The 14,733-nt window shown below is 53.0% G+C and carries 13 protein-coding genes; 8 read left to right on the top strand and 5 right to left on the bottom strand.

Features of this window, described 5'->3' with window-relative positions; genetic code table 11:
* Positions 1-2: 2 nt before the first annotated feature.
* Genes ACZF99_RS14255 through ACZF99_RS14240 form a run of 4 tightly spaced genes read right to left on the bottom strand, consistent with a single transcriptional unit; the run spans position 3 to position 4,143 of the window.
* Positions 3-1,106, bottom strand: a complete 1,104-nt coding sequence (locus ACZF99_RS14255) for a GerAB/ArcD/ProY family transporter (RefSeq protein ID WP_483605731.1) — start codon at positions 1,104-1,106, stop codon at positions 3-5.
* Between the two features lie 32 nt (positions 1,107-1,138).
* On the bottom strand, positions 1,139-1,345 hold the full coding sequence (locus tag ACZF99_RS14250; RefSeq protein WP_483605730.1) for a hypothetical protein: 207 nt from the start codon (positions 1,343-1,345) through the stop codon (positions 1,139-1,141).
* A gap of 12 nt (positions 1,346-1,357) precedes the next feature.
* Complete coding sequence (locus tag ACZF99_RS14245) at positions 1,358-2,542, bottom strand: Ger(x)C family spore germination protein (protein ID WP_483605729.1); 1,185 nt, start codon at positions 2,540-2,542, stop codon at positions 1,358-1,360.
* A 5-nt stretch (positions 2,543-2,547) separates the two neighbouring features.
* Positions 2,548-4,143 (bottom strand): spore germination protein, encoded by a 1,596-nt coding sequence (locus tag ACZF99_RS14240; protein ID WP_483605728.1) that lies wholly within the window; start codon positions 4,141-4,143, stop codon positions 2,548-2,550.
* Between the two features lie 180 nt (positions 4,144-4,323).
* Between ACZF99_RS14240 and ACZF99_RS14235 the strand changes: the two genes are divergently transcribed.
* The 4 genes from ACZF99_RS14235 (at position 4,324) to ACZF99_RS14220 (ending at position 9,535) form a co-directional block, all read left to right on the top strand.
* Entirely contained in the window at positions 4,324-5,904 is a 1,581-nt protein-coding gene (locus ACZF99_RS14235) for a spore germination protein (RefSeq protein WP_483605727.1), read from the top strand.
* Positions 5,901-7,007, top strand: a complete 1,107-nt coding sequence (locus tag ACZF99_RS14230; protein WP_483605726.1) for a GerAB/ArcD/ProY family transporter — start codon at positions 5,901-5,903, stop codon at positions 7,005-7,007. The genes ACZF99_RS14235 and ACZF99_RS14230 overlap by 4 nt, the downstream gene beginning before the upstream one ends.
* The gene (locus ACZF99_RS14225; RefSeq protein WP_483605725.1) at positions 7,000-8,169 is read left to right on the top strand and encodes a Ger(x)C family spore germination protein; all 1,170 of its coding nucleotides are present in this window, start codon (positions 7,000-7,002) and stop codon (positions 8,167-8,169) included. The genes ACZF99_RS14230 and ACZF99_RS14225 overlap by 8 nt, the downstream gene beginning before the upstream one ends.
* 319 nt (positions 8,170-8,488) lie before the next feature.
* The gene (locus tag ACZF99_RS14220; protein ID WP_483605724.1) at positions 8,489-9,535 is read left to right on the top strand and encodes an HD-GYP domain-containing protein; all 1,047 of its coding nucleotides are present in this window, start codon (positions 8,489-8,491) and stop codon (positions 9,533-9,535) included.
* A gap of 71 nt (positions 9,536-9,606) precedes the next feature.
* Here ACZF99_RS14220 and ACZF99_RS14215 read toward each other — a convergent pair whose 3' ends face one another.
* Entirely contained in the window at positions 9,607-10,317 is a 711-nt protein-coding gene (locus ACZF99_RS14215) for a L,D-transpeptidase family protein (RefSeq protein ID WP_483605723.1), read from the bottom strand.
* Positions 10,318-10,488: 171 nt separating this feature from the next.
* Here ACZF99_RS14215 and ACZF99_RS14210 point away from each other — a divergent pair, with 171 nt between their 5' ends.
* The 4 genes from ACZF99_RS14210 to ACZF99_RS14195 all read left to right on the top strand — a co-directional run bounded on the left by ACZF99_RS14210 (position 10,489) and on the right by ACZF99_RS14195 (position 14,658).
* On the top strand, positions 10,489-11,187 hold the full coding sequence (locus ACZF99_RS14210; protein WP_483605722.1) for a response regulator transcription factor: 699 nt from the start codon (positions 10,489-10,491) through the stop codon (positions 11,185-11,187).
* A gap of 4 nt (positions 11,188-11,191) precedes the next feature.
* Complete coding sequence (locus tag ACZF99_RS14205) at positions 11,192-12,658, top strand: sensor histidine kinase (RefSeq protein ID WP_483605721.1); 1,467 nt, start codon at positions 11,192-11,194, stop codon at positions 12,656-12,658.
* A complete protein-coding gene (locus ACZF99_RS14200; protein WP_483605720.1) occupies positions 12,655-13,806 on the top strand; it encodes a WD40 repeat domain-containing protein in 1,152 nt (383 codons plus the stop codon). Before ACZF99_RS14205 ends, ACZF99_RS14200 begins: the two co-directional genes overlap by 4 nt.
* 150 nt (positions 13,807-13,956) lie before the next feature.
* Positions 13,957-14,658, top strand: coding sequence for an N-acetylmuramoyl-L-alanine amidase family protein (locus ACZF99_RS14195; RefSeq protein WP_483605718.1), 702 nt, complete (start codon positions 13,957-13,959; stop codon positions 14,656-14,658).
* The last annotated feature ends 75 nt before the right edge of the window (positions 14,659-14,733 follow it).

Here is a 14,733-nt window from a genome sequence, read left to right as displayed (position 1 = left end):
TCTTACCCCGCCGGGGTTCTCTCGGCGGGTTTGTTGCGGATTGCGCTCATCAGCCAGTAGATCGCCGGAATCAGAAATTCGGCGATGTACAACAGCGGGACGCAATCGCCGGTCAGAAATTGGTTCAACTCCGGCGGGGTTCTGACGATGGACAAGGAAAACACGGAAACAAAGGCGATGACCGGCAAAGTGAAGGTCTTATGGTCTTTGACCCCTGACAGTTGGGCGAGGCACAGGAGCGCCGTAAACACAATAAACGAAATTTTCACAAAGATGCTGGTCAACCATAAGATAATCAAGATCGGATCCATCGTTTCGATAAACGAGCCGACCCGGACGAAACGAACGAGCTCCATGTCGGGGTACATCAGATTGGCTCCCAGTCTCGACCCAAATGTCAAAAGAATCGGAATGAGATGCATCAGGATGAACAGAAGCGAAGTTCCCGTTGCCCAGATGAGGGAGCGGTATACCTTCTTGGGCGATTTCAAATAGGGGAACAGCAGAAACAGAAAGGCCATTTCTCCAAAAATAGCCATCGTCTCAAAGATGGTGGACCACATCTGTCTCGCGGACAAGTGGGTCAACAAGGCGATGAACATATCCCCCTCCATCTCCTGAAGCCCGATAAACGGAATAAAGAAGAAGGCAACCGCGAATAGGAGAAAGAATCCTTCGGCCGTTCGGAATATCGTCGAGATGCCGCATCGTACGGCGTAGGCGACGCATGTTCCGAAGATGGCCACGACGGCCCAACCCGGCGTTCCGATCAAATACTCCGACACCAAGAAGTCGGTGAGTTCCCGTAAATTGAGGGCGGCGAGAAAGAGATGGATCAGCAAGATATAGAACACGAAAATGTAATGGAGAGGGCGCCCCACCAATTTGCTCCCGTATTGGACGAAGAACTCGTCGGGGCGGGAAGCCCCCACCTTGTAAGCCGGGTAGATCAACAGCAGACCAAGCAAGCCGCCCACCAACGTTGCCACCGGCGTGGAGTATTTACTGCCCCCGATCAGTATCCCCGAATAGAAGGCGATGACGGTGGTGAACATCTGCAAGCTGAACAACGAGAAAATTTGGTTCGATGTAACGTTTTTGAGCATGCTTTTCGCCTCCTAGCGACGGAATCTAAGGATCAGCCCAGCACCGACTCGCGCATATAGCGGAACAGGACAGGTAGATTCCAGCGGTCCTTCAGTTTGTAAACGACCTCCGAGGTAATGAAAAAAACGACAGTGATCAGCAATACCGTCATTCGGGTTTTCAGCTTGGCACCCTCTTTTTTCTGAATGAGCCAGTCCACCAGCATAATCAGCGCAAATAGAGTCCCTATCCAGTACACGCTTTTCCCTCGCTATCTATTGGTTTCTTGAACCACCGAACGGTAAACGCCGCCGGTACGGTTCAGTTGAACCTCAACGTCAACTTCAATCGGCAGCTCTTTGGCGTAAATATGCTTCCAATGTTCTTGCACCTTGTTCCAAATTCCGGGATATCTCCATTCCAGATATTGGCTCATGATAAAAGCGTCGGAACGGGCTTGACGGGTTTTCGTCAGCACATCCAGAAATTCCTTCTCCATTTTTTTACTAAGGATTTCCTCCAATTGCTGAAGGACTTGCGGTTTCTTCAGATCGATGTGCGACAGGGAAGTTTCCACGTACGCCTTGGCGTTGCTCTTGATCTGAAAAGAGACGTTGTCGCCCTTCACGACCGGAATGATGTCCGTCTTGATTCCCTCGATAAAAAAGCTCACTTCTTCCCCGTCGGTGGGAGAAGGGATGGTGACGGTCGTATTTTTGAGCTGGGAGCTGATCCAAAGCGCAACTTGATGCTCTTGGGGTGTAAGCTCCGTCTTGGCCATCCTTCCGCCGCTGAAGATCGCCGCACCTCCGGAACCCATCCAGCGATCCTTCTTGGGATCCTCCTGCGCAACCCCCGGTAGTACTCCGAAATTCAGCAAGGGGATCAGAATATCTCCGCCATGGTACAAAGCCAGCTTGTAATCCTTGACCGTGGTATCCAGGGCAAAGTGGTTGTTGACATATTTGCGCAAAATGTCGCTGAGAATCCGCTCGAACACCATCGGAGACCGCGTAATCTCTTTGACGTTGCCGGGGGTGACGAACAGACTAGCGCTCAGCCGAAACGAGGGCTGGCGGAAGACGAATTCGAGGACCTTGTCCAGCCCTTGTTCCGCCAGTCTTCGGCCAACCACGATGATCCGGGTTTGGCCGAACGAAATGTTTCGGGAGAGGTCAACTTGAATCTTGTTTAACGCCAGACTCAGGTTCTCTGCACGTTTGGAAACGAAGCTGAAGGGGTCGCCCTGAGGTTGTCCCGTGCCGCCAGCCTGACCCGGAATCATGCGGTTAGGCAGCGGAACTCCGAGGGTCAGCTCCGTCTGACCGTCCTCCGTCAGATCGATCAGCACGGTGTTCACGAACGCTCGGTTATTTAGTTCCTCGGCGGACCAGCATCCGCCAACGCCGATCAAGAGCAAAAAGACCAACGTTGCCGTTCCGATCGCTCTTTGCATGTTACTCACTCCAATTCACCTTTCTCTTTTACCCAGGCCCGCGGATCGTCGCTTTGACGCACTTTGTTGTTCGTGAGCTGCACGGGGCGCTTGTGCATTTTCCACCACGGCGCTCTAAGGAGCGTATCGCCCAAATCCTCGGTCACCAGCGGGGCGATCGGGGACAAGTAAGGAACCCCGAAGGATCTCATGTTCACTAAATGAATGTAAATTAAAATCAGCCCGCAGGTCACGCCGTACAATCCGAACATCGAAGCTAAAATCATGATCGGAAAACGCAGCAGCCGAAAGGCCAATCCCAGATCGAAATGGGGGATGATGAACGAGGCGATCCCCGTTAAAGACACGATGATGACCATGGCCGCCGAGACGATCCCCGCCTGGACGGCAGCGGTGCCGATAATCAAAGCTCCGATAATGGACACGGCTTGCCCGATCGATTTCGGTATCCGAATCGATGCTTCGCGGAGCGCTTCAAAGGCCAACTCCATGGCAAAAGCCTCCCATAACGCCGGAAACGGGACGATTTCCCGGGAAGCCGCGATCGTAATGAGCAACTGCGACGGGATCATCTCCGGATGAAACGTGGTGACTGCGATATAGATCGACGGAAGCGTTAGCGATGCGAATACGAAAAAGTAACGAATCCAGCGAATCCAGTTCGCCGCGATATAACGCTGATAATAATCCTCAGCCGATTGCAGCAGCATGGGCAGCGTTACGGGAGCGAGCAGCACGATCGGCGAACCGTCCACGAGAATCGCAATTCTTCCTTCCAAGAGCGCCGCGCTAACGACATCGGGGCGTTCCGTGTACTGGATTTGCGGAAAAGGAGAATAAGGGTTATCTTCGATGGTTTCTTCCAAGTAAGTCGAGCCGAGCACACTGTCCATATCGATGTATGACAATCGCCGTTTCATTTCCTTTAGCAGCTCCGGCTTGCATACGTCCTCGACATAAGCCAGCACGGCACTGGTTCGCGTCTCGCGGCCTTTGGTGATCGCCGGCGTTTTGAAATGCTTGCTTTTGATACGGCGGCGAAGCATGGTCAGGTTCTTCTCCAAGTCTTCGATAAACGCTTCTCTCGATCCGCGGATAACCGATTCGTTGGGCGCTTCGTCGATTCCGCGCGTTGGGTAAGACGAGATCGAGAAGGTCATCATCCGCGCGTCCCCGTCAATCAGCAGCAATGCCCCGGCATTTAGCACGGCCTGAACCGCTTGATTCAGGTCATCCGTGATAGACGCTTGCGATACGCTCAAAGCTTCGTCCTCGAACAGGAATTGATAGATGTCTTTCTCTTTCAATTGCGCGGATTCCCGCTGCAAGCTGCGTACGATGAATTGCTGGACCGTTTCCTGCGAAATCATGCCTCGTACGTAAATCAAGGCGCAGCGCTGACCGGAGCTAATCGTAAATTCCCGATAGATTATGTCCGAGCTGTCCTTAAACTCTTGCTTAAGCCACTCCAGCCGGGGCGACAGACGATCGTCGGATGCCGGGCCGGAAGAATCCGTCTGATTCGGGTGATTTCCAGTGTGTTTGTTCGATGTCTCTCCTCCGGAACGCTTTCGACGCAACAGCTTTCTAACGTACGACACGGAACCTCCTCCTTCCTCAACCGATGATTCCAGGTTAAGATGCGCGATATACAGGAAAATTATTCTTTTGCGGACTTGGCGAGAGGCCCGTGAAAAAGCGGAATGGGGTTATTTTCGAGTGAAGTTGGTAATACAGGGTAACAACTTCAGAGAAGATCAGACTAGTGGGGATGAGGCCTTATGCCAAGATTGTTGTTCCGAAATCATCGATACAAACAAAGCCTGATCCGTAAGCCCGGATCACCGCAAGGGGGAGATTTCTCGCCGGCCGAAATCGGCGGCAGCGTCCATGAGTCGGTAGCCCGGATCGTCCGTATCCTGGATGCTCCAGACGATTTGGTTACGCGATTTGTCAGCGGCGGAGGCGAAAGTCCGAAATGCGCCATTCTTTGCATCGCCGGGTTATCGGATTTAAATATGATCAACGAACAGATCGTTACCTCCTTGCAGCGGACATTTTCCGCCATAGGCCAGGACGGGCCGATGTCCGGACAGGAACTGTTTCGCCGCTTGGACGAGCAATTTCTATCGGTTCAAAAATATACGACGACGCCATCGCTCGACGATATTCTCGTATCCTTGCTGTCGGGAGATACCGTGCTGTTTATCGAAGGCTTCAATCAGGCGCTGTTGATCGGCAGCAAAAAATGGACGGGACGGAACGTGGAGGAACCGGAAACGGAAGCGTTGGTTCGCGGTCCGCGCGAAGGTTTCAACGAAAGCATTCGGACGAACATTATTCTTTTGCGGCGTTCGATCCGCGATCCGAAGCTGCGATTTGACACTTACCGGGTCGGGGAAAGGGGGAAAAAGGAACTGGTCATTGCCTATATCGATGACATTGCGCACCCGGATCTGATTCAAGAGGTTAAGCGGAGAGTGGAGACGATCAACATTGACGATGCGCCGGAGAGCGGGACCATCGAGCAAATGATCCAGGACAGCTTTTTGTCGCCGTTTCCTCTGATTCTGCATACCGAGCGCCCCGATAAAGTCGCTTCCGCGTTGCTGCAGGGCAAGGCCGTAATCTTGCTGGAGGGAACTCCGTTTGCGTTAATCATGCCGACCACTTTTGTCTCCTTGATCCAGTCGCCGGAGGATTACTACGAGCGTTGGCATATCGGAACCCTCATTCGCATCCTACGCTATACCGCAGTGGTCATTTCCTTGACGTTTCCGTCGCTTTATATTGCGCTCGTCTCCTTTCATCAGGGGATGATCCCTTCCAAGCTTGCTTTCTCAATCGCGGCTGCCCGGGAAGGAGTCCCGTTTCCGGCGGTGGTCGAGGCGTTTTTAATGGAATTTACGTTGGAGCTGCTGCGCGAGGCCGGGCTTCGCTTGCCGAAGCCCATCGGACAAACGATCGGGATCGTAGGCGGTCTGGTCATCGGCGAAGCCGCCGTGCAGGCGGGAATCGTCAGTCCGATCATGGTGATTGTGGTGGCGGTAACGGCGGTTTCCTCCTTTGCGATCCCTTCCTATAGCGCGGGAATCGCCTTTCGGATTTTGCGGTTCCTTACGATGATCGCCGCCGCCATGTTTGGTCTATACGGCATCATTCTGACGATGGTGATGATCTGCATTCACCTGTCGAGGCTGCAAAGCTTCGGGGTCCCTTATTTGACGCCATTGTCCCCCGGTTTCTATCGCGATTGGCGGGATATGGTGATCCGGGCGCCTTATACAATGCTTACGAAACGGCCTAAATTCATGCAAACTAAAGACGACTCCAGGACGGGAAATCGGGAGGGGAGGCCATGAAGGCTTTCGAGTATGGGGACAAGGAAGTAGGAACCTATGAAGTCTTTGCCTCGGTCGCCAATATGGTCATCGGCTTCGGCGTGCTCACCCTGCCCCGTTCGATTGTGGAAACAACGCGTTCGGTCGACGGGTGGATATCTATTCTCGTCGGAGGACTGGGCGCTTTGGTGTTTACTTGGCTCGTTGCCAAATTATTAACCCGGTTTCCGAAACGGAACCTGCATGACATTGCGGGCGCGGTGATCGGGAAACCCGTGGCCGTCCTCTTTTCGTTGATGTTTTCGGGTTATATGCTGGCATTTGTGGCTTACGAAACGCGGGGCGTGGCCAGCATCTCCAGAATCTACTTGTTCGACCGGACTCCGGTGGAAGTGATCTGCCTGGTTTTTCTGCTGGTGCTGATCTATGGCGTAGCGGGGCCCAGCGTGGCGCTGTTTCGGCTGAACACTTTATTTTTACCAATCGTGGTTTTGCTGTTGTTCGTCTTATTTGTAATGAACATCAGTTTCTTTGAGTTCCAAAATCTCATGCCGTTTTTTGTTACCGATTGGCGGGATGCGGTAATGGCCTCCAAGGAGTCGGCCTTTTCATTTATCGGGTTCGAGATTTTGTTGTTCTATAATGCGGTAGTCAACCAGCCTAAGAAAATCGTCAAGGCCTCGATGTTCGGCCTGTTGATCCCGCTTGTGTTATATTTGCTCGTGTTTTTTTTCACCCTTGGCGTCTTTGGCCTCGACGTAACGGCCAGCACGCTATACCCAACCGCCGAGCTGGCCAAGCAGGTCGAGGTTCCCGGTGGGTTTTTCGAGCGGTTTGAGTCGATCTTTTTTTCGGTATGGGTGCTCACCCTGTTCAGCACGGCGGTGATGGCATTTGATGTATCCTTACAGGCGCTGGAAGCCGTCTTTAAAAAAGCCAAGCGCACAACCTTGGCTTTTTGGCTGGGGCCCGTCGTTTTCCTGCTCGTGATGCAGCCGCAAAATCTGATCGAAATTCAACAATTCGGCGAATGGATCAGCTATGTGGGCATCGGGCTTGGCATGATATTCCCGGCGCTTTTGCTTCTATTGTCCGTGCTGCGGGGGGTGAAGGGGCGTGCATAAGATTCGCTGCGGATGGTTGATCGCGGCAGTCCTGGCCATTTTTACGACCGGCTGTTGGGACCGGGTTGAAATCGAAGAAAGAGGATTTGTGGTCGGGGCCGGAATCGACCTCGCCGAAGGAGAAGAAGCCGACCACAGCAAATATGTCTTGACGTTTCAATTTGTTATCCCGGGGGGATTGCAGGCCAAAGAAGGCGGAAGCAAAAGCGAGAGCAAGAACGCCGCTTTCTTTAACCTGTCTTCGTCAGCCAATACGATGTTCACGGCGGCTCGCGATATGTCCTTCTTAACGAGCCGAAGCCCTTATTTGCAGCATTTGCGCTTGATCCTGATTTCCGCGGAGCTGGCCGCGAGCGGCGACCTCGCCACTTCGCTGGATCTGTTTCTCCGTGACCACGAAATGCGGAGAGCCACCAAAATCATGGTTACCGAGGGGAAGGCGGGCGATTTGCTCGAGACGAATCCGAAAAACGAGAAGCTTCCCGTCATGTATTTCGAATCTGCGGCTCTAAATCCGACCGAGAGTTCTAGAATTTATCCGCCGACCAGCATCGGTGACGTTCAAGCCTATATTTTGTCCCAAAGCAGCTTCGCGCTCCCGAAAATCCGTCGAATTAACGGGGAGGTATCCGTTTCCGGAGCGGCTCTTTTCGACGGTTCCCAGAAGCTCAAGGGGTTCCTGAACGACGACGAAACATCGGGTCTTAACATTTTGCGGGGGACCGCCCAGGACGGGGTCATGGAGTTTCTTCTGAATGATCGATACGTTGCCTATGAAATCAAAGGTTTACGGCGCAGTATTCAAGCGGATGTGTCCGATCCGGAACGTATCCGGTTCAGCATCCGCCTCGACATGGAAGGAAACATCGGGGAATCCCAGGAGGGAACCGAGCTGCTGGATTCCGGTCAGCTTGCGGAAATCGAGGAGAAAACCGCGGAGCGATTAAGCCGTTTGACTGCGAAGACCCTATCGAAGGTCCAGCAGGAATTCGGGGTGGATGTCATCGGTTTGGGAGAGTATCTGAGACGCAATCATCATGCGGTCTGGGAGGAGATTAAGAATGATTGGGAGCAGGGCGAACGGTATTTTACCCGGTGCGACATCGTTGTGGAGGCCCGTACCAAGGTGCGGATTGTCGGTTCGACGGTGGATACCAATTAATGCAGGAGGTGCTTGCCGATGTGGGATTTGTTGTTGGACCGTCTTCCCACCGCTAAGACATGGATCTGCGCGACGCTTTCGGCTGTCATCCCCTGGATGATCTATTCGATCAATCGGGCGCTGCATCGATACGGAGATCCTCCTTGGAAGCGAAATGGAAGGTAGGGGCTTTTGACCTGTATGAAACGGAGCGGATGACGGTTGCCATTTCCCCCAAAACACGCCTTTAGGACTATTCAGGGCAGGCCGTATTTGAGCGATATTTATAGGTATAGAGACGAATACGGCGGTTTCCGCAGTAGAAGAAGGGAGGGGTCATATGAAGACTCATGTCATGGAGCTTCAGGAAGGGGACCGTTTGAGAACCGATGTGTTTAACCGGGCCGGTTTACACGTTCTTCCGAAGGGGACAAGCATTTATACGGAGGAAATCGCCCTGTTGATTCGGCAAAGTATCGATTATGTCGATATTGAGCTGCGCGAAGGGGAAGACGCTGCGCAATCCGGGATGAAACCCAGCTTTATGCAGCGTTTACGCGATAACTTTTATTTCACGATAAAGGGTTACCAGTCGATTTTTTTGGAGGCACTTACGACGGGCAAATTCAACCAAGCGATGGTTGACCAGCATTTGGTGCCCATGCTCGAAGTGCTTGACCGCAATAAAGATGTCGTATCGCTTCTGATTGCCTTCTCCGAAGATGATGTCAATATTTATAACCATTCACTGGAGGTGGGTCTATTATCCTATTATATTGCGACTTGGCTTGGACATCCGCCTAACGAATGTTATGAAATCAGCAAGGCAGGTTATTTGCACGACATCGGAAAAAGCCGGGTCCGCCAATCGCTTCGTAACCGCGAGCATGAGTTGGTCGGGGAAGAACGGGAAGAAATGAACCGCCACACCTCCTATGGCTACGAAATCATTCGCAAATCCATGGACGAAGAAGTCACGGCCCTCGTTGCGCTTCAGCATCATGAGCGGGAGGACGGATCGGGGTATCCGGCCGGCTTGCGGAAAGAAAAAATCCATCCCTACGCGGAAATCGTAGCGGTGGCCAACGAATACATAGCTTTGACTTCTCCCGACGCTTCGGGAACGCGGCAAGATCTCTTGACCGTGCTAAAAAACATATACGAATTGGGTTTCGGCAAGTTAAACGAAAAGGCGGTTCAGGCACTCACCGCCAATCTTCTGCCGAATTTCATCGGAAAGAGAGTCAAGCTTAGCAACGGCGAAATCGCGACGATCGTGTGGAACAACCCGACCGACATCTTTAAACCGCTGGTGCAAATCGACGAGTGGCAGTTCCGGGATTTGGCCAGGGAACGGCATATCGAGTTGGTGCAGGTTTTTGTATAGGCCCCCCGTCACGAAAGAAACAACCCCTATTCTCGTTTTCATGAGAAAGGGGTTGTTTCTTTGGTTTACCGCTATTCCGACAAGCCTAGCGCCTGGTAGGCCCGATGGTTGACGACGCCGTTCGGGATCAATCCCCGATCGCGTTGAAACCGGGACAGGGCTTCAGCGGTTGCCCGATTGAATCTGCCGTCGCATACGCCTTCATAGTAACCCGCGCTCTTGAGCCGCGATTGAATCAGCTGCACGTCTCCGCCCACATCGCCTTCGGCCAAATCCCGTGGATCGTGATCGGCGTCTCCTAAAATATGGCCATAAATCGTGACTTTAGTACCCAAAGGAATCAGCTCATACAACTCCATGACATCGCGGTTGAGCATGCGGATGCAGCCGTGGCTCAGGTGCCGGCCGATCGAATCGGGACGGTTGGTGCCATGAATCCCATAGTATCCCCAAGGGACGTTAAGGCCTAGCCATCTCGGGCCAAAGGAGGGCCCCCAATCCTTGCCCTTATACGTAATGACGTAATCTCCGACGGGAGTAGGGGTTGAGGGGTTGCCTACCGCGACGGGGTAGGATTTATAGAGTTGCCCTTGAATTTTAACGGTCAGCCGGTGCTGCCTTGGAAAGACTTCAATGGAATAAATGCTCTCCTCCGAAACGATGGGCAACGAAGGGGAAGCTCCCGCATCGGGGGATAGGACGGCGGTTAGGAAGCTGTGTAGCAGCGTGATTACCGCCAGGCAACGAGCAAAAGGCCCCAAAAAGTTGTCTTTATTGTTCATGGATTCACCGTTCTGCCTATTTCATGGATTGAAATCGTTAAACGTTTGTCATTTTCCGCTTGTAGTGTCTCCCGCGCTGCGCCGATTATGCGCATCTTTGAATCGCTAACCTTTCCCGATCGGCCGTGGACGGGTACAATAAGGACGAGGAAAGAACGTTTGGAGGCGCACATGGAGAAAACGAAGATTCTCATCATCGACGACGAAGAAGCCATCGCCGATCTGCTCGCTTACGGGTTGTCCAAAGAAGGTTTCGACACCCGGACGTCGGGAACCGGGGAAGACGGCCTTGAAATTATGAAGACCTTCCGGCCGGACTTGCTGCTGCTGGACTGGATGCTGCCGGATCAAAGCGGGCTGGATCTTTGCAAAAAAGTGACGGCAACCTACAACATTCCCATCTTGATGATTACGGCGAAGTCCGATATCACCGACAAAATCCTCGGCCTCGAATTCGGCGCCGACGACTATATTACGAAGCCGTTTGACTTACGAGAAGTGCTTGCCCGGATCCGGACGATCCTCCGCCGAGTGCAGCCGCAAGGCCGAAGCCGAGAGGACGAGCGCGAAGAGGAGCGGATCCGTTTCCGAAACATCGAGATCTTGGAAAGCGAACGGTTGGTCCGCAAGGAAGGCGAAATTGTGGATCTGACGCCAAAGGAATACGATCTGCTGCTACGGATGTACCATAACCGAGGCAAAATCTATACGCGCGCCGAACTGCTGGACCTCGTTTGGGGCTACGATTTTGCCGGGGATACGCGTACGGTGGATACCCATATTCAACGGCTGCGCAAAAAGCTGGACGCCGGCGATTGGATCACGACCGTGTTCGGGATCGGTTACAAATTCGAAAAGCAGGTGGATTAGGGCCATGATCCGCACTATACGGGGGAAGTTTCTCGTCGGCTTTTTTCTGATCTTCGCCTTGTCCTTTCTGCTGCTCAACCAAATCGTTGCCCATGTGATCCAAACCAGCAACCAGAAGATCATCACCGACGATCTGATTGGGCTGAAAAAGAACAGCAATATCTACGTCCGACAGGCGTTTCTGATCAATCACTTTACCAATGACGACCTCTATTTCGGCCAAATGGCCGAGGAGATGACCACGGATTTAAACCGGGCCACCTTGAGCGAAGTCGGCGCGTATACGATCGATGGAGTCCTGCTCTATTCCACTTCCAGCGCGGCGTTTGCCGGCGCGTCCGACGATGACTTGAAGCAGGCGCTGGCGGGGAAAACCGCCTATACGATCTCCTATGAGCAGGGAACCGCTTCCGTGCATTATGCGTATCCGGTGATCATCGACGGCACAAAGGTCGGAATTTTGCGCTTTGCCAAAGATTTTACCCTGCTCTACGAGCAGACCGGGACGATTTTGAACACGATCACTTATCTGGCATTGGCGATTTTCGCCGCGGCGTTTCTGTTTTCGTATATTCTGTCGCGCAACATTACCGTTCCTCTGGTTAAGTTAAGCCAAACCTCCACGGAAGTGATGGACGGGAATCTCGACGCGCCTATCGACATCAAGCCGACGCGGCGGGATGAAATTGGCCGGCTCGCGGCAAACTTCAAGGAAATGATCGGCCGAATCAAGCAGCAGATCGCCAGAATCGAACGGGATCGCGACCGTTTGCAGCAACTGAACCGGCAGCGTAAGCGTTTTTTCGACAACGTCACCCATGAGCTGAAAACCCCGCTGACTTCGATCCTGGGCTACGCGGAAATGATCCGCCAGCAGGGCGAATCGGACCGGGCCTTTTTCGAGAAAGGCATCAATCATATCGTACGGGAAAGCGAACGTCTGCACGGCATGGTGCTGAAGCTGCTGGAAATGTCGCAGGAAAGCTCGCTCCCGGAGGAATTCGAAACCGTGGAGGCGGGCCGGATTCTTAAAGACGTCTGCGAGGCGATGGCCTTTAAAGCGGCGCGGTATCATAAAACTATCCGCTGCGACATTGAAGCGGGGTTGTTCGTATGGGGACAAGGAGATCGTTTGAGACAGCTGTTTATTAACCTGTTGGACAATGCGGTGAAATACAGCTATGCCTCATCGGAGATATCGGCCACGGCCAAGCGGGACGCCGACGTCGTGCGATTTACGATCGTCAATCGGGGGGATCCGATCGAACCCGAGCACTTGGCCAGCCTGTTCGAGCCGTTTTACCTGGCCGGCCGGGCGAAGAAGGAAGCGGGCAGCGTGGGGTTGGGGCTGTCGATCGCGAAGACGGTTGTCGAACACCACGGAGGAGCCATCCGCATGACCAGCAAGGACGAGCAAATCTGCGTCATCGTTGAAATACCGGCCATGGAACTGGAGAGGGAGCGGCTATGAGCAAAAAAATAATGTTCCTATTGGCTTCTATTGTGCTGGTCGGCTGCTTATTGTCCGGATGCATGAAGGATCGGCGTACCCAAACCATCATCATTCCCGACGCGGAGGAAGATCGCGAGCAAAGCCAAACCAACGGGTTATTCGAGGTCAAAACGATATACCGGCTTCCGGAGGAAATATGGAGAGACGGCAGCGTTTTGGGGTGGTACGGGCCGGACGAGCTGTTAAGGCTCGCTCAGGACAGGGACTCCGGGCAAACCATGGAAAGCCTTGCCGCTCCTTTTGAGGCCGGGATGCCGCGGTTTGCGCTTGACAAGAAGGCCGCCATTCTGGGCTTGTCCCCGGATGGACGTTATGCCGTATCCTCCGGGGCGGGAAGCGACGGGTCCTTCACGTTGCAGCTGATCTCGCTCGCGAATCAATCGGAGAAAGTCGTCGACAAGACCGCTTCAAGTGAATTCCTGTCCAAATGGTTCATGTGGTCCGATAATAGCCGCTATCTCTCCTATGTAACTTCCGACGATCGCATGAAAAGTACAACCGTTAACGTATACGATTCGGAAAGCGGGGAGCTTCGGCATTATACTGTGCCGGGAGGAATCAAAGAGAATTTCAACGCGACCGTCAAGTTCTCGGATGACGGGAAAACCGCCCTGATCATCAACGGATATTCGGACCGCCCCGAATTAACGATCGGGACATGGAAAGGCGATAAGTTTAGCGCTCTTTATCAACATGAGCTTGCCTTGGGAACATCGGCGGCCTGGATCAATAGCGACCAGGCGGCATTTATCGGCCGGGACGGCACGTTGTACGCGTATGATCCCCGAAACGATGCGGTCGCCGTTTTGCTGGAACGCGCGGATACGTTTCAGTTATCCCCGGATCGGAAATATATCGCTTATACGAAAGATCAAGATACGATCTATGCCGGAAAGCTGCAAGGGAATAACATTCTAAATCAAAAATTACTCTATCAAGGCGTGATTCCCTGGCAAATGGCATGGAGCCCGGACAACGGCGAGCTGCTGGTTCAAGGACAAAAATCCTACGCGAGATTGCCGGTCAAGCAAGAAGCAAGAGAGGGAGAAGTCGTGTCCGGGCCGGTCCCTTTCGACTATTTGCCGTTTGTTATCGAATTTAAATAGATCTATCATCAATCCCTATTTTGGAGACATTTTGTTTACAACTCGTCCAAACCTTGATGACATCTCTCCTTTACATTAAGAAGGAGCAGAAATTGAGGGGAGACCGACAAAATGGGGAGAACGGCTAAAATCTTTTATTCTATCGCGGTTATGATCATTGTATTTGTTTTGCTGTTCTTAGGCGGCGTATTTGCGATCGGTGACGGTCGAACCGACGCTGGTAACGGGCGTAGTCTTTTGTCCTCTGCGCCATCGGCCGGGCAGGAAACCGTCGTTCCGGGCAAGACGGAAGGGGCGTACCGGATCGTCATCGATCCCGGCCACGGGGGAAAGGATCCGGGAGCGACCAGCGTCAGCGGCGTGGAGGAGAAGGATTTTACGCTTTCGCTCGCGCAGCGCGTCTATGAGTTGCTTCAGCTCGATTCGATGTTCGAACCTTATTTAACGCGGAATCATGATAGTTTCATAGCTTTGGAGGAACGGGCCAGGCTCGCCAACGAGATGCAGGCCGACGCATTGATATCGTTGCACGGGAATACGTATGAGGGGCCGGAGGCGGTTTCCGGTACGGAAACCTATTATTTCGCTGAAGGGGATGGCAGCAGCGATCTGGCGCAAATCATTCACCGGCACTTGATCGATGCTTTGGGTTTTAAGGACCGGGGAATTCGCCAAGAAGACTGGAAGGTGCTGCGGACGAGCGAGGTACCGGCGGTTTTGGCGGAGATTGGGTTTTTGACGAATCCCGGCAACGAGACCGTATTGCTAAGCGAGGCGGGGCAGGAAAAAGCCGCCAGGGCGATTGCGGACGCGTTGAAGCAGTACTTTTCCGCGGGAAGTGACGGCCGCTGAGATTTGGCGGCCATCCCTTGATCGGGGATTTCATTTATGGTATTTTAGTTTACAAGTAAACGAAATGGAGCGTGA

Source organism: Paenibacillus sp. JL3B1040 (assembly GCF_057063165.1).
This window is presented reverse-complemented; position numbering and strand designations above follow the sequence as displayed.

Bases quoted from the DNA above. Each gene is read 5' to 3' on its own strand.
- ACZF99_RS14255 (WP_483605731.1), bottom strand. From the start codon at position 1,106: ATGCTCAAAAACGTTACATCGAACCAAATTTTCTCGTTGTTCAGCTTG.
- ACZF99_RS14245 (WP_483605729.1), bottom strand. From the start codon at position 2,542: ATGCAAAGAGCGATCGGAACGGCAACGTTGGTCTTTTTGCTCTTGATC.
- ACZF99_RS14235 (WP_483605727.1), top strand. From the start codon at position 4,324: ATGCCAAGATTGTTGTTCCGAAATCATCGATACAAACAAAGCCTGATC.
- ACZF99_RS14230 (WP_483605726.1), top strand. From the start codon at position 5,901: ATGAAGGCTTTCGAGTATGGGGACAAGGAAGTAGGAACCTATGAAGTC.
- ACZF99_RS14220 (WP_483605724.1), top strand. From the start codon at position 8,489: ATGAAGACTCATGTCATGGAGCTTCAGGAAGGGGACCGTTTGAGAACC.
- ACZF99_RS14215 (WP_483605723.1), bottom strand. From the start codon at position 10,317: ATGAACAATAAAGACAACTTTTTGGGGCCTTTTGCTCGTTGCCTGGCG.
- ACZF99_RS14210 (WP_483605722.1), top strand. From the start codon at position 10,489: ATGGAGAAAACGAAGATTCTCATCATCGACGACGAAGAAGCCATCGCC.
- ACZF99_RS14205 (WP_483605721.1), top strand. From the start codon at position 11,192: ATGATCCGCACTATACGGGGGAAGTTTCTCGTCGGCTTTTTTCTGATC.
- ACZF99_RS14200 (WP_483605720.1), top strand. From the start codon at position 12,655: ATGAGCAAAAAAATAATGTTCCTATTGGCTTCTATTGTGCTGGTCGGC.
- ACZF99_RS14195 (WP_483605718.1), top strand. From the start codon at position 13,957: ATGATCATTGTATTTGTTTTGCTGTTCTTAGGCGGCGTATTTGCGATC.